The organism is Aeromonas sp. 600774, assembly GCF_049175075.1.
Classification (GTDB): domain Bacteria; phylum Pseudomonadota; class Gammaproteobacteria; order Enterobacterales; family Aeromonadaceae; genus Aeromonas; species Aeromonas veronii_A.
The window spans coordinates 109,021-135,386 of the sequence record NZ_JAAKUJ010000013.1 but is presented as its reverse complement, the minus strand read 5'-3'; the positions used below and the strand labels follow the sequence as shown (position 1 = coordinate 135,386).

Sequence of the window (26,366 nt, the reverse complement as noted above, 5' to 3'; positions counted from 1 at the left end):
CCCCATGCGGGGATGCGAAGTTATTTCACAGAAAACCAGTCGCGTCGGCCTGTTGGCCGGCGCGCTGTTTTTTTGCCTGTTGTTTGGCGCCAGCAAATCGGCTTTGGCCGCCAATCAGCAGCTGGGCACCATGCAGTCCCAGATCAAAGAGCAACAGAAGACCATCAAGCTCAGCAAGCAGGAGCTTGCCAAGCTCAATACCCAGCTCAAGGCTGACGAGCAGGCCATCTCGGCCGCCGCCGCCAAACTCAACCAGACCAAGCAGCAGTTGAAGCAGAACCAGCAGAAGCTGGCGACCCTGCAAAAAGACAAGCTGGCGCTGGAAGCTCAAGCCAAACATCAAAAGCAGTTGCTGGCCAAGCAGGCGGAAAGCGCCTTTCAGGCGGGCAACCACGACTACCTCAAACTGCTGCTAAATCAGCAAGATCCGGCCAAACTGAGCCGCTCGCTCGACTACTACGACTACCTCAACAAGGCCCGCATCGAGGCCATCGACGCCCTGCGCGCCACCCGTGACAAGCTGGCGAAAAACCAGCAAGCAACCAAAGAGACCGAAACCAGACTGCAGACCCTGCTTGCCGAACAGCAGGAGCATCACCAGGCCCTGCTGGCCAGCCAGCAGAGCCGGGCCAAGGTGCGCAACCAGTTGCAGCAGTCGGTACAGGATGACGAGCAGAAGCTCTCCAAGCTGGTCAAGGCGGAGAAGGCGCTGAAAGCGCGGCTGGAGGAGCTGCGCCGCCAGCGGGAAGAGCAGGAGCGCCGCGAACGGGCCGAACGGGAACGGCTGGCCAAGCTGAAAGCGGAACAGGAACGTCAGCGCAAGCTGGCCGAGCAGCGCCGCGCCGAGCAACAACGACTTGCCGCCCAGCAGAACAAAACCGTCAAACCGGCAGAACCGGTCGAAGAGATGTCCAGTACCAAACCGGAGCGAGGCTCTGGGATTGGGACCGCAGGTTACTACAGCGGGCTCAAGACCAATGGCAGCCTGCGCTGGCCGGTACAGGGGCCGATCCTCATCGCCTACGGCTCGCCGCGCACCGCCCAGCTCAAGTGGAAAGGAACCCTGATCGGCGCCAGCGAAGGAACCCAGGTAAAGGCGGTCGCACCGGGACAAGTGGTTTACGCCGACTGGCTCGACGGCTTCGGTATGCTGCTGGTAATCGATCACGGTAAGGGCTACATGAGCCTCTACGGTCACAATCAGTCGCTGCTGCGTCAGGTTGGCCAGAATGTGGAACAGGGTGAACCAGTGGCACTGGTCGGTGACAGTGGTGGCCAGGACAGACCGGGCCTCTACTTCGAAATTCGCTATCAGGGCGAGGCCATCAACCCGACCAAATGGCTGGCCAAGGGTTGAGTCAACCCGGCCGACAAACGCATCACACGCTCACTAGCAAAAGCCTGCATCACGCAGGCTTTTGTCGTTTCAGGAGTACAGCAACCCGCTGTCACTCCCATTTGATGAAAAATTACCTATTTTTTTGCTCGACTCAGGGGAAGACAACCAGACCTATCTGCTCCAGCAATGTCTGCTGCTGATCCTCGTTGATCTGTACTCCCTGCAGATCGACCCGGCGCAGATCCAGCCCTGGCAGATCGCACTGGCGCAGATCGCAGCCCTGCAGCTTGAAGCTGGTCCAGTCAATCTGGCCAAACTCGGAGCCGCTGAGATCGGAACCCGCCAGCGAGGCACCAAACAGGTTGGCCCCCTGCCAACGGTTGCCGGTCAGCTCGCACTTCTCCAGCAGGCAGCCCTCGAAGCTGGCATAGCTGAAGTTGTTGCCGGTCAGATGGGCCTCGCAGAAGTAGCTTTTGGCGGTGATCTGGTTGGCGAAGCTGGCATGGCTGAAGTTAATACCGACCGCCTGACAGTCGCGCATCTCCAACCCCAGACACTGGCTGCGGCTGCAATCGGCCATGGTGAGATCGCAGCGTAGAAAGCTGGCCTCGCGCAGATCGCAACCCTGCAACAGGCAGCCCCGTTCGCTCTCCCGATCGTAGAAGCTGCAGTCGATGAAGCGGCTATCGCTCAGATCCAGCCAGGAGAAGTTGCAGCCGATAAAGCGGCACTCCGAGAACTGCTCCCCCTCCACATCCTGTTGCTCGAACCGGACATCCACAAACTGCTTGCCTCTGATCATCGGAAAACTCCTGCCAAAACGGCTTCATATGCTGACTTTATCCGCCAAAAACGGTAATGTTACATGTAACATCCACGCTGGACACCCCTATGAGCCCCACCCGCAAGCGCCGCCCCACCCTGCAAGATATCGCCGACCAGACCGGCGTGACCAAGATGACTGTCAGCCGCTATCTGCGCGACCCGCAGACCGTGGCGGAGGGGACCCGCGAGCGGATCGCAGCTGTAGTGGAAGAGCTGGGTTATATCCCCAATCGGGCGCCGGATATTCTCTCCAACGCGACCAGCAAGGCGATCGGCATCCTGATCCCCTCACTTTCCAACCAAGTATTCTCGGCGGTGATCCACGGCATCGAGTCGGTGACCCGACCGGCCGGCTACCAGACCCTGCTGGCCCACTACGGCTACAGTCCGGAGCGGGAGGAGGAGCAGGTCGCGTCCCTACTCTCCTACCATGTGGATGGCCTCATCCTCTCCGACAGCCAGCACACAGAGCGCACTCGCAAGATGATCGCCACCGCCGGCATTCCGGTGGTGGAGACCATGGATCTGCCGCAAACCCCCATCGATATGGTGGTCGGCATGGACCATAGAGCCGCGGCCCGGGCCATGGTAACAGAGATGCTGCGCCGGGGCCGACGCAAGGTGGTCTATCTGGGGGCGCGGCTCGACGTGCGCACCCAGCTGCGGATGGAGGGTTACTATCAGGCGATGACCGACTTCGGCCTCACCGGCCAGCATCTGCTGACCGAACAATCCTCCAGCTTCACTCTGGGGGGCGAGCTGCTGGATCAGGCGCTGGTACGCTATCCCGACCTCGACGGCCTGTTCTGCACCAACGATGACCTGGCGGTGGGTGCTCTGCTGCAGTGTCAGGCCAAGTGGATCCCGGTGCCCCAGCAGATCGCCATCGCCGGTTGCAACGCTCTCGACATCGGCCACGCCATGACCCCCAAACTGGCCAGTATCGCCACCCCGCGGGAAGCGATCGGTCGGGAGGCGGCCACCATGCTGCTGGCTCGTCTCAGCGGCCAATCCCAACCCGACACCCGCAAGGATATCGGCTTCTCCCTCTATGTCGGGGAGAGTCTGGGGTAATCCCTTCCCTCACCCACTTAAGTCACGCTGATAGCAAACAGGCCACCCGAGGGTGGCCTGTTTGGTTTTCGGCACAACTGATGCTTAGCGTTTTACCAGCTCAACCGCTTCGCGGGAGAGGCGGGTCACCTCTTCCCAGTTGCCGCTCTTGACCGCATCGGCCGGCAGCATCCAGGAGCCGCCGACAGTGGCCACGCATTTGAGCGCCAGATAGTCGGCCACGTTTTTCGGGCCGATACCGCCGGTCGGGCAGAACTTCACCTGGGGCAGCGGCGCGGCAATGGCGGAGAGCGCCTTGGTGCCGCCGTTCGCTTCGGCCGGGAAGAACTTCAGGTGGTCATAGCCCGCTTCCAGCGCCTGCATCACTTCAGACGGAGTTGCCACACCCGGGATCAGCGGCGCGGTGCTCTTGGCCGCGTGAGCCAGCAGGGCCGGCGTCATCCCCGGGGAGATGACGAAGCGGGCACCGGCGGCAACGGCTGCGTCAAACTGCTCGCAGTTGAGCACGGTACCAGCACCGACCATGGCATCCGGCATCGCCTTGGCAATGAGGGCGATGGCATCGAGCGCCACCGGGGTGCGCAGGGTGATTTCGAAGACAGAGATGCCGCCGTCGAGCAGCGCCTTGGCCATCGGCAGGGCTTGATCCAGCTCGTTGATAACCATCACGGGTACCAGCGGGGAGGCGGCAAACACCTCGGCCGGGGTCACTTTCCAGTTCTGCATAGCTCTTCCTTAGTCAAAGATGGTGGCGCCACACTCGGCGCTCGATACCGCGCGACGCATCACGCTGAACAGTTCACGGCCCCACCCCTCTTGTTCCAGAGTGAGGTCAATCTCGGCCTGGGTACGGCCACTCAAATCGGTCAGGCAGTCGAGGCTGCCGTTTACCGCATCAACCCGCAGCAGATCGCCGTCGGCCAGCAGGCCAATGGCCCCGCCGTGCAGCGCTTCCGGGGTGACGTGGATGGCGGCTGGGATCTTGCCGGAGGCACCGGAGAGACGGCCATCGGTGACCAGCGCCACCTTGTAACCCGCCTTCTGCAGGTTGCCGAGCACCGGCATCAGCTTGTGCAGCTCCGGCATACCGTTGGCGGCCGGTCCATTGTGGCGCACCACGATCACGGCATCCTGATTGAGATCGCCCGCCTTGTAGGCCGCTTCCACCGCATGCTGGGAGGAGAAGACCCGCGCTGGGGCTTCAATCACCCGATACTCGGGAGCCACGGCGGAGACCTTGACCACGGCGCGGCCCAGATTGCCCGCCAGCAGCTTGGTGCCGCCGGTGGCCTGGAACACGCTGCCGGAAGGTGAAAGCACGCTCGCATCGCCGCTCTCGCCCACCGGCTGCCATACCAGCTGGCCATCGACCAGTGCCGGACGGCTGAGGTAATCCTGCATCTCGCCAAAGACTGGAGTGGCGTCCATGTGGATCAGCCCCTCTTGCGCCAGACGGCGCATCAGGCCGGGCACGCCGCCTGCTTGTTCGAAGGCGTTCACGTCGGCCGGGCCGTTCGGATACATGCGAACCAGCAGCGGCACCACATCGGAGAGATCGCTGATGTCATCCCAGGTCAGCACCAGACCGGCGGCGCGGGCCAGCGCCACCATGTGGATGCTGTGGTTGGTACTGCCGCCGGAGGCGAGCAGGGCCACCAGTCCGTTGACCAGCGAGCGCTCGTCCAGCACCTCGCTCAGGGGGCGATAGGCCGGGGAACCCGGGATCATGGCGCTGATACGGCGGGCCGCCTCAATGGTCAGGGCATGGCGCAGCTCGCTATGCGGGTGCACAAAGGCGGAGCCCGGCAGCATCAGGCCCATGGCCTCGAATACCAGCTGGTTGGTGTTGGCGGTGCCGTAGAAGGTGCAGGTGCCCGCCGCATGGTAGGCGCCGCACTCCATCTCCAGCAGGGCATCGCGACCCACTTCACCGGCGGCGTACTTCTGACGCACCTTCACCTTCTCGTCGTTGCTGATGCCGCTCGCCATCGGGCCGGCAGGCACAAATGCAGTCGGCAGGTGAGCGTGGGAGAGGGCCCCCATGATCTGGCCCGGAGCGATCTTGTCGCAGATGCCGAGCAGCAGGGTGGCGTCGAAGGTGTTGTGAGAGAGCGACAGCGCGGTCGCCTGGGCGATCAGGTCGCGGGAGAAGAGGGACATGTCCATCCCCGGCTGCCCCTGGGTTACGCCATCGCACATGGCGGGCACGCCGCCGGCGACCTGAGCACTGTGGCCCAGTTCGGCCAGCGCGCCCTTGATGATATCCGGATAGCCCTGATAGGGCTGATGGGCACTCAGCATGTCGTTGTAGGCGGTGACGATACCGACGTTGGCACGGGTCATGTCGAGGATGCGACCCTTCTCGTCACTGCTGCAGGCGGCCACGGCGTGGGCCAGGTTGCCGCAGGCCAGTGCGGCGCGGGTCTTGCCTTGCTCGGCCTGACGCTGGATGCGGGCCATAAAGGCCTGACGGCGGGCGGCACTGCGCTCGCGGATGCGGGCAGTGACGTCGGAAATTACCTTATGAATCATTGGGCTTGCTCCAATGCTGTGACGGCGCGGTCAACCACCTGTTCGAAGGTGCCGTCTATATCAATGTGGAATACACCGGCTTCGCCATCCGGGCGCTCCAGAGTATCGAACTGACTTTGTACCATGCTTTCACGCATGAAGTGGCCCTTGCGGGCACGCATCCGCTCGAGGATCAGCGGCTGGCTGCCATCGAGGAAAATGAAGCTGACCGACTCGTTGCCTTCGCGGATCTGGTCGCGGTACTTCTTTTTGAGGGCGGAACAGACAATGATGCCGGTCTCGTTCTTCTGCTCGAGACTGTAGGCGGCGTCGCGGATCCGCTCCAGCCAGGGGGCACGATCCTCATCGTTGAGGGGGTTGCCGCCAGCCATCTTCTGGATGTTGGCCTTGGGGTGCAGGTCATCACCATCGATAAACTTGGCGCCCAGCGCTTCGGCCACTTTCAGACCCACGCTGGATTTGCCGCTACCACACACACCCATCACGATAATGCACTTACCCGCCATAATTTGACCTCTGTCCCACTTTTCAAAAAACCAGCTGTTGATGGGTTCTAATCTAACACGTTACCGGTAACATGTTACCGGTAACGATTGAAAATGTGAAGTCTGCCACAGACTGAGCAAACCCATAGTCACCTGGGCATATGATGTTGAGCCCTTGCCATAAATCTAAATAAATCATAAAGATATGGTTTGCCGACGGATCGGCAAGGTGTCACGACTGAACTTGGAAAAAGGAACGCATAACAATGTCTGACCTCTCCCTGATCATGACAGCCGCCGGCTCGATTGTGCTGCTGCTCTTCCTGGTGATGAAGGCCCGGCTCCACGCCGTGGTAGCCCTGATCCTGGTCTCCATGGTGGCGGGTCTCGCCGCTGGCATGAACCCGGCCGATATCGCCAACACCATCCAGAAAGGGATGGGTGGCACCCTCGGTTTCGTCGCCGTGGTGGTGGCGCTGGGCGCCATGTTCGGCAAGGTGATGGAAGTGACCGGTGCCCTCGACCGGGTAGCCCACACCCTGCTCGGCAAGTTCGGCGTAAAGCGCGCCAACTGGGCCATGGCACTGACCGGCTTTGTCTGCGCCCTGCCGCTCTTCTTTGACGTGGCCGTGGTGCTGCTGATCGGCGTCGCCTTCGCCATCGTCCGTCGTGGTGGCGGCAGCGTGGTGAAGATTGGTATCGCCCTGCTGGCGGGTATCGCCACTTGCCAGGCCTTCCTTATTCCGGCGCCGGGCCCGATTCTGGTGGCTTCCCAGCTGGGTGCCGACTTCGGCTACATGATCCTGTTCGGCCTGATCGCCGCCGTGCCGGCGCTGATCCTGGCGGGCCCGCTGTTCGGTGACTTCATCAGCAAGATCGTCGATGTGCCGCTGCCTGCCGATGCCCAGAACAGTGTCCACGATGACAGCAAATCCCTGCCTTCCTTCGGGCTGGCCATGGGCCTCATCGGTTTGCCTCTGCTGCTGATCGGCCTCAAGACCATCGTCGGTCGCTTCGTCGAGGCGGGCTCCACCCTGCACAACTGGCTGGAGTTCATCGGTCACCCCTTCACCGCCATCATGGTCGCCTGTCTGGCCGCCTTCTATCTGCTGGGTATTCGCCGCGGCATGTCCCGTGACGAGGTGATGAGCGTCTGCAACAGCGCCATCCAGCCTGCCGGTGTCATCATTCTGGTGACCGGTGCCGGTGGCGTCTTCAAGCAGGTACTGGTTGATTCCGGTGTGGGTGCTGCCCTTGGCAACATGCTGGCCGATTCCGGTCTACCCATAGTCGCGCTGGCCTTCATTCTGGCCGCTGCGGTGCGGGTGATTCAGGGCTCTGCCACCGTCGCCATGCTGACCGCCTGCGGTCTGGTGCTGCCGATGCTGGAGCCGCTCGGCCTGAACGGTGCCCAACTGGCTGCCGTCACCATCGCCATCGGCGGCGGTGCCATCGTGCTCTCCCACGTCAACGACTCCGGTTTCTGGCTGGCGAACCGCTACCTCGGCCTGACCGAGAAGCAGACCCTGCAGACCTGGACCGTGATGGAAACCATCATCGGCACCACTGGCGGCGTGATGGCGATGATCATCTACAGCTTCCTCTGACAAGGGCTAAATGCTGACAAAAAGGCCTCACTCGTGAGGCCTTTTTCATCTTTCTGATGATTCTTTCTTTGGCTGAGAGGGCGAGATTGCTAGAATCGCCTATTCATCGCTCCGAGTGGAACGCTTAACCCCGTGATTTCAGGTTTATCTATGCATTCATCGGCCCATTATCGACAACTGCTGGCGCGCCTGCCCCAGATCGCCGTCGCAGCGGATCAGTTTGAAGTGCTCTACAGCGCCCAGGATTTCAAACGCCGCATTCTTGCGCTTATCGCCAGTGCCACCCGGCGCATCTATCTGGTCGCGCTCTATCTGCAGGATGACGAAGCAGGCCGGGAGATCCTCTCCGCCCTCTACGCCGCCAAGCAGCGCAATCCGGCCCTCGACATCAAGCTGTTTGTCGACTTCCACCGTGCCCAGCGCGGCCTGATCGGCAAAGGCAAGCAGGGCGGCAACCACCTGATGTATCAGGCCGTGGCTGCCGAACACGAGCACCAGATCGAAATCTACGGCGTGCCGGTCAAAGGGCGCGAGCTGCTCGGCGTGCTGCACCTCAAGGGCTTCATCTTTGATGATGTGGTGCTCTACTCCGGTGCCAGCCTCAACGACATCTACCTGCACCAGCAGGATCGCTACCGCTTCGATCGCTATCACCAGATCACCAGCCCGGAGCTGGCCCGCAGCATGGTCAACTATGTGGATGACCTGTTCGTGAAGAGCGACGCGGTGCAGCGACTGGATCACAGCGATATCCCCAGCGCCAAACAGCTGAAGGGGCCGATCCGCCGCTTCAAGCAGAACCTGCGCCAGAGCCAGTACCGCTTCAGCACCATGCCGGTCAACACTCAGGAAGTGGCTGTCACCCCCATGGTGGGTCTGGGCAAGCGCAACAATCAGCTCAACCTGATGATCCGCAATCTGGTGCGCGCCACCGAGCGGGAGATCTTCATCTGCACCCCTTACTTCAACCCGCCCAAGGAGTTGAGCAAGGATATCGAGGATCTGCTGCAGCGCGGCTGCAAGGTGACCATCGTAGTGGGCGACAAGACCGCCAACGACTTCTTCATTCCGCCGGAAGAGAAGTTCTCCACCATCGGTGGCCTGCCCTATCTCTACGAGACCAACCTGCGCAAGTTTGCCGAGCGCAACCAGCGCCACATCGACGACGGTTGCCTCAACCTGATGCTCTGGTGTTGCGAGCGCAACTCCTACCATCTCAAGGGGATCTTCGTGGATGACGAGTGGGCCCTGCTCACCGGCAACAACCTCAACCCCCGCGCCTGGGCGCTGGATCTGGAGAACGGCCTGCTGGTACACGATCGTCGCCACCTGCTGCGCCCTCAGTTCAACGCGGAGCGGGATAACATCCTGACCAACACCAAGCGGATCAGCCACTTCGATCAGGTGGAACAGATCCAGGACTACCCGGAACAGGTGCGCAAGCTGCTGGGACGGATCCACCGGGTTAAGGCCCACCTGCTGCTCAAGCGCATCATCTGACCCTGGGCGCCATGCGCCCGCACCTTGCCTGTTGGCAGCCACACAAAGGCCTCCCGTTTTCGGCAGGCCTTTGTTATATCCGCCGTTTCCCCCGCCTTGGCGGCCCTGCCAGCAGCAACTCGGCTTGCATCGGCCCCTCAACAACCCCTATCATCTGGACATATTTACAGTGTTTTCGGGCATCTAATTGATGAAATTGGATAAAATTCCTCTCGATAGCCTCAAGGGTGTCGGCAGCAAGATGCTGGAGAAGCTCGAGCGGCTGGGGCTGGCCACGGTACAGGATCTGCTGTTCCACCTTCCCCTGCGCTACGAGGACCGCACCCAGGTGTGGCCCATCGGCGATCTGCCGCCCGGCCTGCACGGCGCCGTCGAGGGCGAAATCCAGGACACTCAGCTGGTGATGGGGCGCCGCCGCATGATGGTCTGTCGCATCAGCGATGGTACCGGCACCCTCACCCTGCGCTTCTTCAACTTCACCGCCGCCCAGAAAAACAGTCTGGCGGCGGGCCGTCTGCTCCGCTGCTTTGGCGAGGTTCGCCCCGGCAAATACGGGCTGGAGATGGCCCATCCCGAGTACAAGCTGCTCGGCGAGGAGCAGGCCGGCCAGACCGAAGAGGCGCTCACCCCCGTCTACCCGACTACCGAAGGGCTGCGCCAGCTCACCCTGCGCAACCTCACCGATCAGGCGCTGGCCCAGCTTGACCTCTATGGCGTGGAGGAGCTGCTGCCCGCCGGCCTCTATCCCCAGCAGATTGAGCTGTCCGCCGCCCTGAAGCTGCTGCACCGCCCGCCCCCCTCAGTGGCACTGCCACTGCTGGAAAGCGGCCAACATCCGGCCCAGCAGCGACTGGTACTGGAGGAGCTACTGGCGCACAACCTCTCGGTCTTGAAGGTGCGTGCTCAGGCACAAACCCAGCTGGCCCGCGCCCTCAAACCGGCGCCCGCGCTGGTTGAACAACTGCTCGGCGCTCTGCCGTTCAAGCCCACCGGCGCCCAGAGCCGGGTGGTGGCCGAGATAAGCAAGGATCTGCAACAGAGCCACCCCATGATGCGGCTGGTACAGGGGGATGTGGGCTCCGGCAAGACCTTGGTCGCGGCGCTGGCCGCCCTGCAGGCAATCGGCAACGGCTGTCAGGTGGGGCTGATGGCGCCGACCGAGCTGCTGGCGGAACAGCACGCCATCAACTTTGCCAAGTGGCTGGAGCCGCTCGGCATCGGAGTCGGCTGGCTGGCGGGCAAACAGAAAGGCAAGGCGCGGGAAGAGTCGCTGGCCGCGATCAAAGATGGCAGCGTCAAGATGGTGGTGGGCACCCACGCCATCTTTCAGGAGCAGGTGGTGTTCCAGCGTCTGGCGCTGGTCATCATCGATGAACAGCACAGATTCGGGGTGCATCAGCGCCTCGCCCTGCGCGAGAAAGGGGAGCGGGAAGGGGTGCATCCCCATCAGCTCATCATGACCGCTACCCCCATCCCCCGCACCCTGGCGATGACCGCCTATGCCGACCTCGACACCTCGGTCATCGACGAACTGCCGCCGGGCCGAACCCCCATCACCACAGTGGCGCTGCCCGACAGCCGTCGCGGCGACGTGATCGAGCGGGTCAAGCTCGCCTGCACCGAGGGCAAGCAGGCCTACTGGGTCTGCACCCTGATCGAGGAGTCGGAGGTGCTGGAGTGCCAGGCCGCCGAGGATACAGCCGCCGAACTGCAAAACCTGCTGCCGGGGCTGCATATCGGGCTGGTGCACGGCCGGATGCGCCCGGTCGAGAAACAGCGGGTGATGGAGGAGTTCAAGGCAGGCATACTGCAACTGCTGGTCGCCACCACCGTCATCGAGGTGGGGGTGGACGTGCCCAACGCCAGCCTGATGATCATCGAGAACCCGGAACGTCTCGGGCTGGCGCAGCTGCACCAGCTGCGCGGCCGGGTTGGCCGGGGCGCGGTAGCCTCTCACTGCGTGCTGCTCTATCATGCCCCCTTGTCCAAGACGGCCCAGAGCCGGCTCGGGGTGCTGCGGGAGACCAACGATGGCTTCCTCATCGCCCAGCGCGATCTGGAACTGCGCGGCCCGGGGGAACTGCTCGGCACCCGCCAGACCGGTCTGGCCGATCTCAAGATCGCCGATCTGGTGCGGGATCAGCCGCTTATTCCGCAGGTACAAAAAATGGCGCGCTTCCTGATGGATAGGCACCCAAGCCATGTCGAACCCTTGATACGACGCTGGCTCGGCTTACGGGATCACTATTCCAATGCCTGATCGAGGTAGATGCAGAAGATGGGCACATCTCCTTATGGATAGGCACCCGAGTCATGTCCAACCCTTGATTCGGCGTTGGCTCGGTCTGCGAGACCACTACTCAAACGCCTGACAACACACCCCAAAACAGGAGGAAAGCAACCATGAATTCCTGGCTACGCGGCCTGCTCTACACCTTCGCCTTCCTGCTGCTGTTTGTCTGGGTTGCCCTCGGCCTGTTCGACGCCGAGCGCGCCAAAGGCCCCATCGCCAGCTGGATCAGCCAGCAGACCGGCGTGCCGGTCACCATAGGACGGCTGGTATTCAACCCACTTCACCCCTACACCCTGCTGGCAGAGCAGGTACGCTACGGCGATGCGGTCTCCCTCGACAAGATCTATCTGGAGATCGAGAGCATCGACTGGCTGAGCCGCGACGTGCGCATCGCCCATCTCGATCTCATTCGTCCCGCCATCAAGCTGCCGCTGCCCAACCAGCTGCCAAGCCTGCCGGTGCACTCCCTCACCATCAGTGACAGCACCATAGACAGGCTCAGTCTGGAAAGCCCCGAGCTGACCCTGCGCGGTCTCAACGCCACCCTGAGTGACTGGGAGCTGATCGACCCGAAACGGCAGCCACAGGCTAACCTGAGCCTCAATATCGGCCAGCTGGAGACTCCGCAGTTCACCTTCGCCCGTCTCAACCTGCAAGGACGGCTGGAAGGAGAAGTGCTGCGCACCGACAAGCTGGTGACCAACCTGTTCGACGGTCTGCTGGAGACCGGCATGGTGCTGGACTGGCCCGCCCGCACCCTGCAACTGCATGACCTCAAGGCGCGCGGCATGCGGGTGGAGCTGGGGGATCTGACACAACAAGGCTTCCCGCAGCGCTTCCCGCTGCAAAGCGTGTCGCTGGATCGCGGCCAGCTGGACGGCGTCAGCCTCAACGACATCAATCAGGAGCTCTCCTTCAACAACTTCAGCGGCCAGCTCACCGCCTTCAACTGGCAGGCGGGCAACCAGCCCACCGGCTATCTGAGCGGCACCCTGGGGGACATGGGCCGTGGCCTGTTCCAGCTGGAGGAGATCAAGGGCAAGCTCGCCTTCTCGCCCCAGCAGATCGACGGCGAACTGCAGGGCAAGGCCTATGAAGGGGAGTTCAATGTCGAGCTCTCCCTCGATACCCAGCAGCAGAAGCTGACCCTGAAAGACGTGGCGCTAAGCGGCATGGATATCAGCCTGCCGCAGGGTTGGTGGCAGGATTGGCAGAGCTGGCGCCCGCAGCAGGTCGATATCCGCAAGCTGGCGTTCGACAAGCTCAAGGTGCTCTCCTTCGACGATACCCTGCCCCTGTCGCTGACCGGCTGGCAGCTCTATCTGAGCGATCTCGCCCTGCGCGATAACCAGCCAGGCCCGCTGCTAGGCCGTGCCCGTATCGAGAGCAAATGGTTCGAGCTGGTGTGGGATGGCCTCAGCGCCCGCAACGGCGAGCTGGATGGGGAGCTGACCCCCAGCTCATGGCAACTGGGCAAACTCACCAGCTCGCTGCCGGATGAGGGCACTCTCAGCCTGAGTGGCCAGTGGGGCCGCGAACCGGGCCAGAACAGCCGCCTCCAACTGCAGGCGACCAAGCTGGATCTGCAGCAATGGGGCAAGATATTCCACTTCCCTGTCTCGTTCGCTGGCAAGGCGGACGTGAGCGCCGACCTGCAAGCCGAACACGGCAAAACGGCGGGCGAGTGGCGCCAGACCCTGCAGGGCAGCTTTGCCCTCGATGCCGACGAGCCGTTCTGGGACAAAGTAAAGATAGATCCGCTGCTGGATGAGTGGTTCAAGGGCGCGACCCCGCCCACCCTGACGCCGGATCAGCTGTGGCAGGCGATGCAGGAGGGTGACACCCCCTTCTACCGCATCAAGCTGCAGGGCAAGATCGACAAGGGGCAACTACAAGTCGAGCAGGCTGGCGCCTCCACCATCACTCATCTGCTGGCGCTGCAAGGGGGGATCGATCTGGTCAACGAGCAGTGGCAGCTCGATCTGGGGATCCTCAACGGCAACCGCTGCGCCGAGCTGCTCGGCCAGTGGCGCGGGCCGCTGACGGAACCCACACTGGCCTGGAGCTTCCCGCAGAAGCAGGACGCCTGCGGCTGGGAAGTGGGAGTACGCTATCCGCCGCAAGGCAACAGCGCCCCGCTCTGGCGACCGGCTCCCGCACCGAAAGCCCAAAACCAGGCACAAGTGCAGACCCAAGCCGGGCAGACAAGCGACAGCCTGCAAGGGTAAAAACAGACAAGGCCTCATGATGAGGCCTTGTTGTTTGATGGGGAAACGGCGCGGTTACTGGCCCGGACGGCGGGGCGGCTGCACCACGTAGTGACCGAGGAACTCCGCCGCCAGCTTGCTGCCACTGAACAGCTGGATCTTGAGGCTGAAGGTGGCAGGCTCCCCCCGTTTGAGCGGCTGCAGCACGGCAGGCATCCCCTCGCGGGCCACCCGCGCCTCGGGCTCCTCATCGACCGGGCCATGATATTTGATGGAGCTCTCGGCCAGCACCGGCTCGCCCACCAGCCCCTCCTCTTTAAGCTGCAACCAGATCAACCCCCAGCCTGCCAGCACGCACTGGCTGTAGACACTGCCGGCAAACATGCTGCCATGCACGTTGAAGTTGGCCGCCAGATTGGCCTTGAGGTGGAAAGTCTGGCCATCGTAGTGGCTGATGTGCATCCCCATCTTCTCGCTGATGGGCACCCCGCGTGACCAGCGGGTGGTGAGATCCTGACACCACTCCGGCCGATACTGGATAGTCTGCAACGGGCTCAGGGATTTGATCATCTGGCGATGGGGAATCCGGCCAAAGGAGACGGGGCCGCCCCCCACTTCGAGAAAGCCGCACTTGCGATAGAACTCCACCGCCTCCTGACGGGCGTTCATCACTAGTCGCTTCACCTTCTCGCTGCGGGCCAGCTCCTCGAGATCCTCCACCATTCGGGCGCCCAGCCCTTGGCCGCGATATTCGGGACGCAGCGCCATAAAGCGGATCTGCGCCTCGTCGCCGCCGATAAAGAGGCGGCCCACAGCGATGGGAGTACCATCGGGAGCCAACATCAGACGGTGAATGGCGACCGTATCGTATTCGTCCCGCTCGGAACCGACGGGCAGATTGAAGGGCTTACGCAGAAGCTCCCAGCGCAACTGGTAGTAGGCATCCAGCTCGGCTGCCGTTTGAGGGGTGACTACCCGATACATAAAGCGATCCTTGAGTTTGCGCCGACTAGCAGATGGAAGGGCTTACACAGACGTTTCCAGCGCAGCTTGCAGTAAGTACCCAGCTCGGCGACTGTCTGAGGGGTGACTACCCGGTACATAGTTTCATCCTTGAGTTACACTGGTCGGAAACCATCTTGCCGTGCAAATTCATGGACTTCAATCTGCAAGCGTACCAAGCCGATCACTTGTTGCACCTCAGCGTCAAACCCCTGCGCCGCCTCACGGTACAGGAAAATGACCAGCACCGCTGGCTGGAGATAGATGGCGTGGTGCAATCCGCCATGTCGCTCGCCGACCCCGCGACCCTCTGTCTGCCCCATCAGCGGGTCATCGCCTGCCTGCTACCGGAGCGGGCTGAGCAAATCCTCGAACTGGGGCTGGGTGGCGGCGATCTCACCCGCCATCTGAGTCAGCGCTGGCCCGATGCTCGCCACGAGTGCGTTGACCTCGACGAAGAGGTGCTGACCGTTTATCAGCAGTTTTTCCAGCATCAGGCGCACGATGGGCAAGCCGTTCCGACACTCCATCAGGCCGATGCCCTCGCCTTTCTCGAGCAGAGCGAGCAGCAGTACGACCTCATCCTGCTCGATCTCTTCAGTCAGGATGGCAACCCGCTGCTGCTGTTTCAGGAGCGGCTCTACCGGGCGCTGGCTCCCCGCCTCTGCGGCACCCTGGTGATCAACCTGCTGCCGCGAACAGAACTGGAGCTAACCCACGCCCTGACACTGATAGAACAGTGGATTGGCCCCGCTACCCCCTATCCGGTTGCGGGGCTTATCAACGTGATCGTCCACGTCACACCGCGGGACGAGACATCCTCAGACCTGTAGCCAGAAGGTAACCGGGCCGTCGTTGACCAGCGCCACCTTCATGTCGGCGGCAAAACGCCCGGTTGCGGTCGGGATGCCGCTGGCAGCAGCCTTCGCCACGAAGTAGTCATAGAGGCGTTCGGCCTCGCTCGGGTGGGCACCGCAGGAGAAGCTGGGGCGCATCCCGCTCTTGGTATCGGCCGCCAGGGTAAACTGGGAGACCACCAGCAGGCTGCCGCCGACCTGACCGACATTGAGGTTCATCTTGCCATTCTCGTCACTGAAGACCCGATAGCCGCTCACCTTGTGCAGCAGTTTGTCGGCCTTGGCCTCGTCATCCCCCTGCTCTACTCCGAGCAGTACCAGCAATCCCTGACCGATGGCGCCGGTCACCTCCCCCTCGACAGTCACGCTGGCCTCGCTGACCCGCTGAATCAGTGCAATCACATCCCTCTCCTCTCAAAACAGAACGACCGCCCCGGCTCGATTGCAGGGGCGGTCGTCGATGCTACCAATAAACCGGTGGCCAAGGCGATGGCTTAGCCAAGCTCCTCGCTCGCCGGCTTCTCGTACTCACCGAGGCAGGCTGTGGTCTCCGCACCGAGCAGCACCACCAGCCAACTTAAATAGACCCAGACAAACAGAATCGGGATGGTGGCCAGCGCACCGTAGATGGCCTGATAGGAGGGGAAGTTGGTGATATAGATGGCAAAGCCGCGCTTGGCCAGCTCGAACAGGGTCGCCGCTACCAGCGCACCGATAAAGGCGTGGATCAGCCGCACCTTGCAGTTCGGCACCACGGTATAGACCAGCAGGAAGGTGAGCACCGAGAAGAGGAACGGCAAACCGCGCAACAGCAGATAACCGATGCCGAACAGGCTCTCGGCGCCAAACAGCCGCAGCGAGAAGATATAGGAGGAGATGGCGATACTGGCCCCGATAAGCACAGGCCCCAGGGTCAGGATCATCCAGTACATGGCAAAGGCCTGCGCCAGCGGGCGGCCCTGGGTCGAGCGCCAGATGTAGTTGAGGTTCTTGTCGATGGCGGAGATCAGCATCAACGCCACCACCACCAGCGCCCCAATCCCCACAGCAGTGGTGTTGGTGGCATTGGCGACGAAGCCGTCGATGTACTCCTTGAGCATATCGCCCGCGGTCGGCACGAAGTTGTGGTAGACGAACTGCTCCATCGCCTGCTTGAGGCTCTGGAACACCGGGAAGGCGGACATCATGCCAAAGACCACGGCGATCATCGGCACCAGTGAAAGCAGGGTGACATAGGCCAGATAACCGGCGGTAACCGTCAATCTGTCCTGCTGGAAACGGCCCCAGACAAACTGGGCAAAGTGGCGACCATCATGGCGCAAGAAGGAGAGGGCGTGGGCCAAACGGCCGCTGACAGGCTGCTGCATCTTGATTCTCGTTAGCGTCATAGTGGCAATATTGTGTCAGAGGAGAGCGCTGTTTGACCACCTTTGAACCCGATTTGCCTCCATATGCCCCAACCTGTTACCCGGGTTACGCCTCCGACTGTCGCCAGAAGCAGAGATAAAAACGGCCCCGATAAAGGGGCCGTTTGCAATGCCGGATTACAGCATGTAGTCCGCAGGCAGCTCGATGCGGGCGACGCCGGAGGCCACCGCCGCCAGCGCCACGGCGCGGGCAACCCGCGGCAGCAGACGGGCATCCATCGGCTTGGGAATGACGTAATCCTTGCCGAAGGCGAGCTCGCTAACCCCGGCGGCGGTCAGCACCTCGGCTGGCACCGGCTCCTTGGCCAGCGCGCGGATCGCCTCGACCGCAGCAATCTTCATGGCATCGTTGATGCGGCTGGCACGGGCGTCGAGGGCACCGCGGAAGATGAAGGGGAAGCAGAGCACGTTGTTGATCTGGTTCGGGTAGTCGGAGCGACCGGTGCCCATGATGAGGTCGCTGCGCACCCCGTGGGCCAGCGCCGGCTTGATCTCCGGGTCCGGGTTGGAGCAGGCGAAGATCACCGGATTGGGCGCCATCAGGGCGACCGCCTCGGCGGGCAGCACATCGGGGCCGGAAACACCGACAAACACATCCGCCCCTTCGATGACATCCATCAAGGTGCGCAGCGGGGTCTCGTTGGCGAAGCGCTGCTTGTACTTGTTGAGATCGCTGCGGCCGGTATGGATGACACCCTGACGATCCAGCATGAAGATGTTGTGCGCCCTGGCGCCACACTTGATCAGCAGATCCATGCAGGCGGTGGCGGCAGCCCCCGCTCCCATGCAGACGATGCGGCTGTCGCTGATCTGCTTGCCCTGCACTTCCAGCGCGTTGAGCAGCCCGGCGGCGGTGACGATGGCGGTGCCGTGCTGGTCATCATGGAACACCGGAATATCGCAGCGCTCGATCAACGCCTGCTCGATCTCGAAGCACTCAGGTGCCTTGATATCTTCCAGATTGATGCCGCCGAAGGTATCGGCGATAGCCGCCACCGTGTCGATGAACTGCTGGCTGGTCTCGTGCTTCACCTCGATGTCGATGGCGTCGATACCGGCGAAGCGCTTGAACAACAGGGCCTTGCCCTCCATCACCGGCTTGGAGGCCAGCGGCCCCAGATTACCCAGCCCCAGAATAGCGGTGCCGTTGGAGATGACGGCCACCAGATTGCCCTTGCCGGTATAGCGATAGGCATCGGCCGGGTTGGCGGCGATCTCGCGCACCGGCTCGGCAACACCCGGGCTGTAGGCCAGCGCCAGATCACGGGCGGTTTCGGCAGGCTTGGTCAGGGCGATGGCAATTTTGCCCGGTACGGGCTGGGCGTGGTAATCGAGTGCTTCTTGACGCAGATCGGACATGGGGGACCCCGATGTGGTTGGTGCAAATGAGGTGCCGACAGGGGGCACGCAGAAGGGCGGGGATCATAAAAGAAAGCGGTGGGCATGCCCAGCAGATCATGCTGCCATCAGCCAGATCAGACCAGTTATTTCAGCACCTTACCCCACCCACACATACCACTTTAGTTATAGATTCTGCCGCATGGGATGAAAATGGAGCAAAAAGGGCGGCAAGTTGGCCTTGCCGCCCTTTCTGTCAGTGCTGTAGACCTGACTCAGTTGCCCAGATAGACCGGCAACAGATTTGCCATCGACAGGAAGTGGAACAGCGCGGTCGCCAATCCGAACAGGATCAGCAGCCAGGCCATCAGCTTGCCGCCGGGGGTGACGAAGTGGGGTGTCACTTCGCCCCGCTCGGCCCGCGCCCGGGTGCGCAGCACCAGCAATGCCGGGATGATGCAGGTCCAGATGGTGGCGGCGGCACCGGCATAGCCGATGGCCAGCAGGAAGCCGAACGGGAAGAGCAGGGAGAGCACCAACGGCGGCAGGAAGGTGACCGCCCAGGTCTTGCAGCGACCGGCGCGGCTGTTGTCGAACTTGAACAGATCAGCCAGATAGTCGAACACCCCGAGCCCCACCCCGATAAAGGAGGAGAGAATGGCCGCCATGGAGAAGCCGTTGATGGCGCTGGCCACCTTCTCCGATTCGATCACCCCTGAAAGCGCGGATAGCAGCACACTCACGTCACCCCCCTTGGCAATCACGGGAGCAAAATCCTGACGGGGCAGGTTGCCGAAGATCCCCAACAGCCAGAGTACGTAGAGCGCCAGCGCGATCAGGGTTCCCCCCAGAATGGCCCATCTGGCCTGCTGCTCGTTCTGGTAGTAGGCACGCAGGGAGGCCACCGAGTGGTGATAACCAAACGAGGTGAGCGCCACCGGCAGCATCGCCATGGCATAGGGGGCGTAGCGACTCTCGCTGCCCGCCAGATCGAGCAGGGTCGGCAGCTTGATACTGCCGAGCAGCCCGGCCACACCGAGGGCGAAGCTGAGGATCATGAAGGCGATCAGCACCACAGAGATGCGGTCAACGGCGCGAGTCGAGTGCCACACCACCGCAGAGAAGAGCGCCACAAACAGCACGGATGCAAGCTTGCTGTCGATCCCCAGTATCCCCTGCAGGATGGCACCGGAGGAGGTGATATAGGCGTAGAGCAGAATGCCGCCAACAAAGTAGACCGAGAGGTTGTTGAGGAGATTGAGCTTCTCCCCCAGCAGCTCGCGAGTCACGGTATTGAAGGAGACCCGCATGTCGTGGTGCTGGAAGGATTCCAGCAACATCCAGCCTGAGAGGGTCATCATCACCATGGTGACGGTCAGTGCCAACACCGACCAGAGGGTCCAGGCCCCCGCCCCCGAACTCGGCAGACCGAGCATGCCGGCTCCCACGCAGACGCTGGCAATGATGCAGGCGCCCCCCAAAATTGACGGTTTTTTCTTCATAATTCCTTCTTTTTCTGACTGATTATCTATCCGCGGTAAACAAGACCGCGGCATGATGCCAGCCTTTGCCATGAGGCGACTACCACTATCTGCCATAACCGGGCATGGCCGCCGCATAAAAAGTGCCCCGAACGGGGCACTCTATCAGCGGGAATGATGTGAAGAGGGTTAATCCATCACCGGGATACCTGCCCTCACCTCGGCCTGACGGGCGATGGCCTCGGTCATGCCCTGAAAGATAAAGAGGTGGAACGGCAGCATGGCGAGCCAGTAGGCCAGCCCCCAGGCGCCCTGCGGGTGCCAGTGAGCGGTGACCCGGATGCGGGTCAACCCGGACTCCTCCGGCAGGATGTTGAACTCCAGCCGCCCGACGCCCGGGGCCTTCATGTTGAACAAGAGATCGAGCCTGCGCCCCTCATCCACACCGAGGATCTGCCAGGAGTCGAGCATATCCCCCTTCACGAAACGATCCGGATTGGTGCGGCCACGGGTGCGGGCCGGGCCACCGATCAGATGATCCATCCATTCGCGCACCACCCACAGCTCGTTCATGTAGAAGTAGCGCTGCTCCCCCCCCAACTGCTGCAACACCTGCCACACCACCTCGGGAGAGGCGAGGCAGATGGCCTCGCCGCTGGCGGTGCGATCGTAAAAACCATATTCGGGATGGCGCCAGCGCAGGCCGAGGGGGGTCTCCTGCCCCTGCTGTTCGGCACCCAGCTTCTGCTCCAGCGCCAGACTCTCCGCCAGCGCCTCGTCGAAGCTGAGCAGGGTCTGCGGCAGCAGGGCGCGCAGCGGGCCGTCATCCGCCGGAATATCGTGCTTGAGACCGCCCACCAGCGCCTTGGCCACCGGCTGCGGCACAGAAGTGACGAACTGCAGCCACCAGGCGGAGAGGCGCGGACTCAGAAACGGGATGGGAATGATGGGGCAGCGCTTGCCGATATGGGCGGCGAACTTCTGCAACTGCTGCTGATAGCTGAGCAGTTCTGGGCCGACCGCATTGAAAATGCGGCCATCCACCCCGTCGGCCTCTACCAGCCCGCCCAGATAGTGCAGCAGGTTGGACAGCGCAATCGGCGGCGTGCGCGAGCGCACCCATTTAGGCGTCACCATCATCGGCAGGTTGAACACCAGATCCCGCATCACCTCGAACGCCGCCGAACCGGGCCCGATGATGATGCCGGCGCGCAGCTCCACCGTCGGCACACCGGAGTCACGAAACAACTCGCCACAGTGGCGGCGGGAGTTGAGATGGCGGCTATTGCACTGCTCGGGCTGGATAGCCCCGAGATAGATGATGCGACGCACCCCGGCGGCACGGGCAGCGGCGGCAAAATTCTTTACCCCCTGCTGCTCCAGCCGATGAAAATCGGCCCCCGCCCCCATGGCATGCACCAGATAGAAGACGGTATCGATGCCCGCCAGCGCAGGCAGCAAGGTGATCGGCTTGAGGCTATCGGCGAGGCGAAACTCGACTCCCTCAGGCAAGCGGCAGGGACGGCGCGCCCCGGCAATCACCTTGTAGCCCAGCGTTTGCAGGTGAGGCACCAGATAGGAACCGATATAGCCTGCCGCTCCCATCACCAGACAATTTCTCATGCAATTCTCCCTATCCTTACCGATGCCGCTTGTCAGCCAGAGTGCGCCGCGCTACCTGAAAATGTTCAGCTACAGCGCCACCATCCAGTCTCTTGCCATCCTGCCACGCCACCACCTTGCAACCTAGTACTAACCACCTCTCTGATTAGTCCGATTTGGTGTTAAGCCCTGCTCATTGACTGGTCGATAACTGACCAGATGTATAGCGCCGAGGGCGAACGTATGCGCATCGATCACTACGACCTCCAGGGGGAGGTGCAATACCGGCAACAACAGGCCCAGAGCCGCAAGGTGCGCAACCTCGGGCCAGTGCCACCCGTCGTCAATCCACCGGAAGGCAACAACGCGGCAGTGGCCGGCGAACGTAGCAGCACCCTGACCCTCACCAGCGCCCTGACGCTGCAAACCGCGAGGCAATCGGCCGCCAGCCAGCCAGCAGCAACACCTCCCGCCCCGCCCGCAGCGGACATCGGCAAAGAGCAGGATGGTATTCCCGACGATGGGCTGGATAACCGCCAGCGGCTGATCAAGCTGATGATCGAGGCGATGCTGGGCCACGAAATCGAGCTGCCCAAGCCGATCAAGCCCACCGAAGAGGGGGGCGAAGGGGTGACCCAAGGAGAAGCCGCAGCTCAGGCCGCCGAGCCGGATCAACTGGTGGAGGTGACAGACACCCTGCTGCAACAGGAGCAGCTCAACGTGGTGGCGTCAGCCAGCGTAGCGACTCGGGATGGTCAGACTATTCAGCTCGATCTCGGCTTTGTGCTCGACTGGCGCCAGCTGGAGGTGAGCCAGCGGCGCACCACCCTCAATGCCCTCAAGGATCCGCTGGTGCTCAGTCTGGATGGCAAGATTGCCGATCTGACCGAGGCACGGGTCACTTTCGATATCGATCAGGATGGCAAAGAGGATAGCCTACCGGGCTTGAGTGAAGGCAGCGGCTTTGTAGCGCTGGATCGCAATGGCAACGGCACCATAGACGATGGCGGCGAGTTGTTTGGCACCCACTCCGGCAATGGCTTCGGCGAGTTGGCCACCCTGGATGAGGATGGCAACGGGGTGCTGGATGAGGGGGATAGCCAGTTTTCAGCCCTGCAGTTCTGGCATCCGGAGCACGCCCCTATCGCGCTGGTAGAACTGGGGATCGGCGCCATCCTGCTGCGCCCCCTCGACACCCCCTTCAACCATCTGGGGGAGAGCGGCAATCAGGGGGTGCTGCGCCAATCCGGCCTCTATCTCACCGAACAGGGTAAAGGAGGCTGGGTGCAGCAGATCGATCTGCGGGTCTGAGCTTTTAAATAGAATCAGCAGCCCGGTCGCTGACGATAACTGCCAGCGACCGGCGCCGGTGCCATCAACTCAGCTCGGTGGGGTCGATATCCAGACTCCAGCGCACCCTTTTGGTCTCGGGCCAGCCTTCCAGCTCCTTAACCGCCCAATCCAACAGTTGGGCCAGCGGTGCCCGATTCGGCCCCTGCACCAGCAACTGCATGCGAAACTTGCCCGCTTTGCGCTCCATAAAGCCGCTGATGGGCCCCAGCACCTGAACGTGGGGATAGCGGGCGCTGCGCAGGGTATCGGCGAGGCGGGCGAGGAACAGCTGCACCTCGTCACGGCCGTTGGCCTCGGCGCGGAACAGCCCCTGATAGCTGAACGGCGGCAGCCCCAGCAGACGGCGTTCTTTCAACGCCGTATCGGCGAAGTGGCCGTAACCGTTCTGGGTCAGATCCTGCAGCAGGGCGTGCTCCGGATGGTGGCTCTGCAGCACTACCAGCCCGGGTTTGCTGGCGCGACCGGCGCGGCCCGCCACCTGGGTGTAGAGCTGGGCTAGTTTCTCGGCCGCGCGAAAATCGGCGCTGAACAGGGCGCCATCCACATCCAGCAGACCCACTAGCGTCACGTCCGGGAAGTGGTGGCCCTTGGCCAGCATCTGGGTGCCGATCAGGATCTTGTACTTGCCCGCCTTGATGTCGCCGAGATGGGTCTCCAGCTCCCCCTTGCGGCGGGTGTTGTCCCGATCGATGCGCACTACCGGATATTGCGGGAACACAGTGGTAAGCAGCTGTTCCAACTGCTCGGTGCCCACTCCCGATCCAATCAGCTCGTTGCTGCCACACTCGGGGCAGTGGTGGGGCAAGGGACGCACGCTGTCGCAGTGGTGGCAGTGCAGCCGCCGCCCGGCATGATGCCAGGTGTACCAGGCATCGCAGCGCTCGCAGGCGGCGCTCCAGCCACATTGGTGACAGATCAGAGCCGGGGCATAGCCACGGCGGTTGAGAAACAGCATCACCTGATTGCCCGCCGCCAGATGCTCCGCCATCAGCTGCTCCAACTGGGGGGATAGCCCGGCCTGCAGCCGCACGCTCTTGATATCCAGGATCACCTGACGGGCGGTCTGGGCGTTACCGGCACGGCGAGTCAGGGTGAGATGGTGATATTTGCCGGTGCGGGCGTTGTGCAATGTCTCCAGCGATGGGGTAGCCGAGCCAAGCAGGATCGGAATACCGGCACGATGGGCCCGCATCACCGCCAGATCCCGCGCGTGGTAGCGAAAACCGTCCTGCTGCTTGAAGGAGCCGTCGTGCTCCTCGTCGATGATGATGATGCCGAGGTTGTGAAACGGGGTGAACACCGCGGAGCGGGTACCGATCAGGATGGCGGCGCCGCCGTCGCGGCAGGCGAGCCAGGCGTCGAGCCGCTCCCTGTCGTTCATGGCGGAGTTCATCGCCACCACCGGCACGTTGAAGCGGCGGCGGAAGCGGTTGATGGTCTGCGGGGTGAGGCCGATCTCCGGCACCATCACCAGCGCCTGCTTGCCCGCCTTGAGCAAGGGCTCGAGGATGCTTAAATACACCTCGGTTTTGCCGGAACCTGTGATGCCATCCAGCAGAAAGGCGCCGAACTTGTCGCTCTGGCTGGTAACGGCAGAGACGGCCAACGCCTGTTCGCCATTGAGGCGCAGCCCCTCCCCCGGCTCAAAGCGGGCAGCCCAATCGCCATCGTGGCTCGGCTCCAGCGAGCGTTTCTCCAGTAGCCCCTTCTTCTCCAGCGCGGTGAGTGCGGCGCTCTGGATCTCCTCCTGTTTGAGGGCGGAGGGGGTCTGCGGCCCCTTGCGCAGCAAGGCGAGCGCTTGCTGCTGCTTGGCCGCCCGCTTGAGCTCGTTAAGGTCGATGGTCATGCCAGCCTCAGTAGCAAACCAGAACTCCAGTTCACGATAAGCGGCAGGCTCCCCCTTGCGCACCAACACCGGCAGGGCGTGCGGCAGCACCTCTCCCAACGGGTGCTGGTAGTAGCTGGCGCTCCAGTTCATCAGCGCCAGAATATCCGGCCCCAGCACCGGCGTCGCATCGAGTACGCGCTTGATGGGCTTGAGCTTGTTGCGGGGCACCTGGCTGTCAGCCGGATGATCCACCACCAGCCCGACCAGGGTCTGGGGACCGAAAGGGATCTCGACCCGGCAACCGGGGGCAGGTAACGGCAGGGGAGAGAGATAGTCGAAGTGACGGCGTAACGGTACCGGGACAGCGACACGAACCAGATCCAGCGTTTGGGAAGAATTCACCAGGGGTTGCCTATTTTTTCTGCGAAGCCACTTGCCTGATCTCAGGCATTTCCTATATTATTCGCAGCCTTTGAAACTGTGTTCAACAATCGTGTGGTGTCCGACAAGAGATCGGATGGCGACACGGCCTATTAATTGAGGTTGTCCATGAAAGCTGGTATCCATCCTGACTACGTAGCCATCACCGCCAAGTGCTCTTGCGGTAACGTCATCAACACTTTCTCTACCATCGGTAAAGATCTGAACCTGGACGTGTGCTCCGAGTGCCACCCGTTCTACACCGGCAAGCAGAAAGAAGTTTCTAGCGGCGGCCGCGTAGACAAGTTCAACAAGCGTTTCGGTGCGATGACCACCAAGAAGTAATTTTACTTCTGAAGAATTCTGAAAAAGGCGCCCATCGGGCGCCTTTTTTACGATCCCTGTTTTTCATCCTTCATGTTCCCGCAGCCAGACGCACTCGCCCCTACTGGCCAAATCCTTTGGAACGACGCAAATAGACATAGCCCTCACCCGGGCTGCCCCAACGCGGACTCCCTGCGTTGTCATAGGCGCGATCCAGCAATCTGACGCTATCGGGGCCAATCCAGATATGCTGCACCAGCGTCGTGGCACCGCCAAAATCGGTGGAGCAGTGGCCCACCCGGGTGTGACCGGCATATTCGCCGGAGGGGGTACGGGTCAACCAGATCTCGCAACCGTGGCGCAAGGAGAGCTGCTGCGGGGTCAGGCTGTCGAGCAGGGCGGGATCATGCCAGGCACCGGCAAAATCGGTGGCTCGGGGCATGGTCAGCTCTGCCATCAGGATCCGCCCGTCAGGGGCGGGTGAGAAGCGATAAATACGCTGGCGAAAGGGGCGGATGGAGCGCATGCTCAGATACTGCTCGGCATAGACCCAGCGATAGCCCTGATAGCCGGACCAGATCTCCATCAGGCGCAGCTCGGCACTGGTAAAGCGACTGTCGTAACTGGCCTGCTCCCGGCTCGTAAAGGCCCCGTTGAACCAGCTGAGTAGCGGCTCCATACCGGGCTTGAGTGGGGTAGCCTGGGGCGCCGAACCTGCCAACACCAGACAGGAACAGAGCAGCCCGAATACGGCCACCAACAACTTTGCCATCGAATCCTTCCGAATCATCATAGTGGCGGCGATTATATGAGCGAATTACCCCAATAACAGCCATTACGATCAAATCATTGCCACTCTGGTGCAAAAACCT

At 62.1% G+C, this 26,366-nt stretch carries 22 protein-coding genes; 10 read left to right on the top strand and 12 right to left on the bottom strand.

Translation table 11 applies throughout. The features are described 5' to 3' along the window. Window positions 1-4 precede the first annotated feature (4 nt). The gene (gene envC, locus G5171_RS15340) at window positions 5-1,357 is read left to right on the top strand and encodes a murein hydrolase activator EnvC (protein WP_421251048.1); all 1,353 of its coding nucleotides are present in this window, start codon (window positions 5-7) and stop codon (window positions 1,355-1,357) included. Between the two features lie 133 nt (window positions 1,358-1,490). On the opposite strand, the gene G5171_RS15335 is transcribed toward envC, so the two are convergent. Beyond that, window positions 1,491-2,141: a Qnr family pentapeptide repeat protein gene (locus G5171_RS15335; RefSeq protein WP_005340643.1), complete on the bottom strand. Its 651-nt coding sequence runs from the start codon at window positions 2,139-2,141 to the stop codon at window positions 1,491-1,493. A gap of 89 nt (window positions 2,142-2,230) precedes the next feature. Here G5171_RS15335 and G5171_RS15330 point away from each other — a divergent pair, with 89 nt between their 5' ends. After that, window positions 2,231-3,238: a substrate-binding domain-containing protein gene (locus G5171_RS15330; RefSeq protein WP_043821541.1), complete on the top strand. Its 1,008-nt coding sequence runs from the start codon at window positions 2,231-2,233 to the stop codon at window positions 3,236-3,238. Between the two features lie 84 nt (window positions 3,239-3,322). Here G5171_RS15330 and G5171_RS15325 read toward each other — a convergent pair whose 3' ends face one another. From G5171_RS15325 to G5171_RS15315, 3 genes are read right to left on the bottom strand one after another with little or no spacing between them, the layout of a single operon-like run. After that, window positions 3,323-3,964: a bifunctional 4-hydroxy-2-oxoglutarate aldolase/2-dehydro-3-deoxy-phosphogluconate aldolase gene (locus tag G5171_RS15325; protein ID WP_005342660.1), complete on the bottom strand. Its 642-nt coding sequence runs from the start codon at window positions 3,962-3,964 to the stop codon at window positions 3,323-3,325. A gap of 9 nt (window positions 3,965-3,973) precedes the next feature. Then, a complete protein-coding gene (edd, locus tag G5171_RS15320) occupies window positions 3,974-5,770 on the bottom strand; it encodes a phosphogluconate dehydratase (protein ID WP_421251047.1) in 1,797 nt (598 codons plus the stop codon). Continuing rightward, window positions 5,767-6,276: a gluconokinase gene (locus G5171_RS15315; RefSeq protein ID WP_005340649.1), complete on the bottom strand. Its 510-nt coding sequence runs from the start codon at window positions 6,274-6,276 to the stop codon at window positions 5,767-5,769. The genes edd and G5171_RS15315 overlap by 4 nt, the downstream gene beginning before the upstream one ends. Window positions 6,277-6,521: 245 nt before the next feature. Here G5171_RS15315 and gntU point away from each other — a divergent pair, with 245 nt between their 5' ends. The 4 genes from gntU to G5171_RS15295 all read left to right on the top strand — a co-directional run bounded on the left by gntU (window position 6,522) and on the right by G5171_RS15295 (window position 13,883). After that, window positions 6,522-7,862, top strand: coding sequence for a gluconate transporter (gntU, locus tag G5171_RS15310; RefSeq protein WP_005355418.1), 1,341 nt, complete (start codon window positions 6,522-6,524; stop codon window positions 7,860-7,862). Between the two features lie 150 nt (window positions 7,863-8,012). Further along, a complete protein-coding gene (pssA, locus tag G5171_RS15305) occupies window positions 8,013-9,362 on the top strand; it encodes a CDP-diacylglycerol--serine O-phosphatidyltransferase (RefSeq protein WP_421251046.1) in 1,350 nt (449 codons plus the stop codon). Window positions 9,363-9,552: 190 nt separating this feature from the next. Continuing rightward, complete coding sequence (gene recG, locus G5171_RS15300) at window positions 9,553-11,622, top strand: ATP-dependent DNA helicase RecG (protein ID WP_421251045.1); 2,070 nt, start codon at window positions 9,553-9,555, stop codon at window positions 11,620-11,622. Between the two features lie 143 nt (window positions 11,623-11,765). Continuing rightward, a complete protein-coding gene (locus G5171_RS15295; RefSeq protein WP_421260395.1) occupies window positions 11,766-13,883 on the top strand; it encodes an AsmA-like C-terminal region-containing protein in 2,118 nt (705 codons plus the stop codon). Between the two features lie 54 nt (window positions 13,884-13,937). Here G5171_RS15295 and G5171_RS15290 read toward each other — a convergent pair whose 3' ends face one another. After that, window positions 13,938-14,846: a YiiD C-terminal domain-containing protein gene (locus tag G5171_RS15290; protein ID WP_421260394.1), complete on the bottom strand. Its 909-nt coding sequence runs from the start codon at window positions 14,844-14,846 to the stop codon at window positions 13,938-13,940. Window positions 14,847-15,016: 170 nt separating this feature from the next. Between G5171_RS15290 and G5171_RS15285 the strand changes: the two genes are divergently transcribed. After that, window positions 15,017-15,697 (top strand): spermidine synthase, encoded by a 681-nt coding sequence (locus G5171_RS15285; RefSeq protein ID WP_421260399.1) that lies wholly within the window; start codon window positions 15,017-15,019, stop codon window positions 15,695-15,697. Here G5171_RS15285 and dtd read toward each other — a convergent pair. The 5 genes from dtd to G5171_RS15260 form a co-directional block, all read right to left on the bottom strand. Further along, window positions 15,686-16,123 carry a D-aminoacyl-tRNA deacylase gene (gene dtd / locus G5171_RS15280; RefSeq protein ID WP_113740154.1) on the bottom strand — a complete coding sequence of 146 codons (438 nt, stop codon included), beginning with the start codon at window positions 16,121-16,123 and terminating at the stop codon, window positions 15,686-15,688. The two genes, G5171_RS15285 and dtd, sit on opposite strands and share 12 nt — an antisense overlap. 92 nt (window positions 16,124-16,215) lie before the next feature. Next, window positions 16,216-17,088: a virulence factor BrkB family protein gene (locus G5171_RS15275; protein WP_005340664.1), complete on the bottom strand. Its 873-nt coding sequence runs from the start codon at window positions 17,086-17,088 to the stop codon at window positions 16,216-16,218. A gap of 177 nt (window positions 17,089-17,265) precedes the next feature. Continuing rightward, on the bottom strand, window positions 17,266-18,507 hold the full coding sequence (locus G5171_RS15270; protein WP_113740155.1) for a malic enzyme-like NAD(P)-binding protein: 1,242 nt from the start codon (window positions 18,505-18,507) through the stop codon (window positions 17,266-17,268). A 254-nt stretch (window positions 18,508-18,761) separates the two neighbouring features. Next, window positions 18,762-19,988: an aromatic amino acid transporter gene (locus G5171_RS15265; RefSeq protein WP_005355439.1), complete on the bottom strand. Its 1,227-nt coding sequence runs from the start codon at window positions 19,986-19,988 to the stop codon at window positions 18,762-18,764. Between the two features lie 168 nt (window positions 19,989-20,156). Next, window positions 20,157-21,590 carry a DUF2867 domain-containing protein gene (locus G5171_RS15260; protein WP_421260393.1) on the bottom strand — a complete coding sequence of 478 codons (1,434 nt, stop codon included), beginning with the start codon at window positions 21,588-21,590 and terminating at the stop codon, window positions 20,157-20,159. Between G5171_RS15260 and G5171_RS15255 the strand changes: the two genes are divergently transcribed. Both G5171_RS15255 and G5171_RS15250 read left to right on the top strand, forming a co-directional pair. After that, window positions 21,589-21,717, top strand: a complete 129-nt coding sequence (locus G5171_RS15255) for a hypothetical protein (RefSeq protein ID WP_265177466.1) — start codon at window positions 21,589-21,591, stop codon at window positions 21,715-21,717. The genes G5171_RS15260 and G5171_RS15255 overlap by 2 nt on opposite strands. A gap of 71 nt (window positions 21,718-21,788) precedes the next feature. Next, window positions 21,789-22,880 (top strand): hypothetical protein, encoded by a 1,092-nt coding sequence (locus G5171_RS15250; protein ID WP_421260392.1) that lies wholly within the window; start codon window positions 21,789-21,791, stop codon window positions 22,878-22,880. Between the two features lie 64 nt (window positions 22,881-22,944). Here G5171_RS15250 and priA read toward each other — a convergent pair whose 3' ends face one another. Then, the gene (priA, locus tag G5171_RS15245) at window positions 22,945-25,152 is read right to left on the bottom strand and encodes a primosomal protein N' (RefSeq protein WP_421260391.1); all 2,208 of its coding nucleotides are present in this window, start codon (window positions 25,150-25,152) and stop codon (window positions 22,945-22,947) included. Between the two features lie 147 nt (window positions 25,153-25,299). On the opposite strand from priA, the gene rpmE reads away from it, so the two are divergent. After that, window positions 25,300-25,515, top strand: coding sequence for a 50S ribosomal protein L31 (gene rpmE, locus G5171_RS15240; protein ID WP_005340673.1), 216 nt, complete (start codon window positions 25,300-25,302; stop codon window positions 25,513-25,515). Window positions 25,516-25,615: 100 nt separating this feature from the next. On the opposite strand, the gene G5171_RS15235 is transcribed toward rpmE, so the two are convergent. Further along, window positions 25,616-26,266, bottom strand: coding sequence for a chromophore lyase CpcT/CpeT (locus tag G5171_RS15235; RefSeq protein ID WP_421251039.1), 651 nt, complete (start codon window positions 26,264-26,266; stop codon window positions 25,616-25,618). Window positions 26,267-26,366: the final 100 nt, after the last annotated feature.

Coding starts and splice junctions, on each gene's coding strand:
- gntU (WP_005355418.1), top strand. CDS start 6,522: ATGTCTGACCTCTCCCTGATCATGACAGCCGCCGGCTCGATTGTGCTG.
- G5171_RS15290 (WP_421260394.1), bottom strand. CDS start 14,846: ATGTATCGGGTAGTCACCCCTCAAACGGCAGCCGAGCTGGATGCCTAC.
- edd (WP_421251047.1), bottom strand. CDS start 5,770: ATGATTCATAAGGTAATTTCCGACGTCACTGCCCGCATCCGCGAGCGC.
- pssA (WP_421251046.1), top strand. CDS start 8,013: ATGCATTCATCGGCCCATTATCGACAACTGCTGGCGCGCCTGCCCCAG.
- G5171_RS15315 (WP_005340649.1), bottom strand. CDS start 6,276: ATGGCGGGTAAGTGCATTATCGTGATGGGTGTGTGTGGTAGCGGCAAA.
- G5171_RS15260 (WP_421260393.1), bottom strand. CDS start 21,590: ATGAGAAATTGTCTGGTGATGGGAGCGGCAGGCTATATCGGTTCCTAT.
- envC (WP_421251048.1), top strand. CDS start 5: ATGCGGGGATGCGAAGTTATTTCACAGAAAACCAGTCGCGTCGGCCTG.
- recG (WP_421251045.1), top strand. CDS start 9,553: ATGAAATTGGATAAAATTCCTCTCGATAGCCTCAAGGGTGTCGGCAGC.
- G5171_RS15335 (WP_005340643.1), bottom strand. CDS start 2,141: ATGATCAGAGGCAAGCAGTTTGTGGATGTCCGGTTCGAGCAACAGGAT.
- G5171_RS15270 (WP_113740155.1), bottom strand. CDS start 18,507: ATGTCCGATCTGCGTCAAGAAGCACTCGATTACCACGCCCAGCCCGTA.
- G5171_RS15285 (WP_421260399.1), top strand. CDS start 15,017: ATGGACTTCAATCTGCAAGCGTACCAAGCCGATCACTTGTTGCACCTC.
- G5171_RS15295 (WP_421260395.1), top strand. CDS start 11,766: ATGAATTCCTGGCTACGCGGCCTGCTCTACACCTTCGCCTTCCTGCTG.
- G5171_RS15250 (WP_421260392.1), top strand. CDS start 21,789: ATGTATAGCGCCGAGGGCGAACGTATGCGCATCGATCACTACGACCTC.
- G5171_RS15265 (WP_005355439.1), bottom strand. CDS start 19,988: ATGAAGAAAAAACCGTCAATTTTGGGGGGCGCCTGCATCATTGCCAGC.
- G5171_RS15325 (WP_005342660.1), bottom strand. CDS start 3,964: ATGCAGAACTGGAAAGTGACCCCGGCCGAGGTGTTTGCCGCCTCCCCG.
- G5171_RS15330 (WP_043821541.1), top strand. CDS start 2,231: ATGAGCCCCACCCGCAAGCGCCGCCCCACCCTGCAAGATATCGCCGAC.
- rpmE (WP_005340673.1), top strand. CDS start 25,300: ATGAAAGCTGGTATCCATCCTGACTACGTAGCCATCACCGCCAAGTGC.
- G5171_RS15275 (WP_005340664.1), bottom strand. CDS start 17,088: ATGCAGCAGCCTGTCAGCGGCCGTTTGGCCCACGCCCTCTCCTTCTTG.
- G5171_RS15255 (WP_265177466.1), top strand. CDS start 21,589: ATGCAATTCTCCCTATCCTTACCGATGCCGCTTGTCAGCCAGAGTGCG.
- G5171_RS15235 (WP_421251039.1), bottom strand. CDS start 26,266: ATGGCAAAGTTGTTGGTGGCCGTATTCGGGCTGCTCTGTTCCTGTCTG.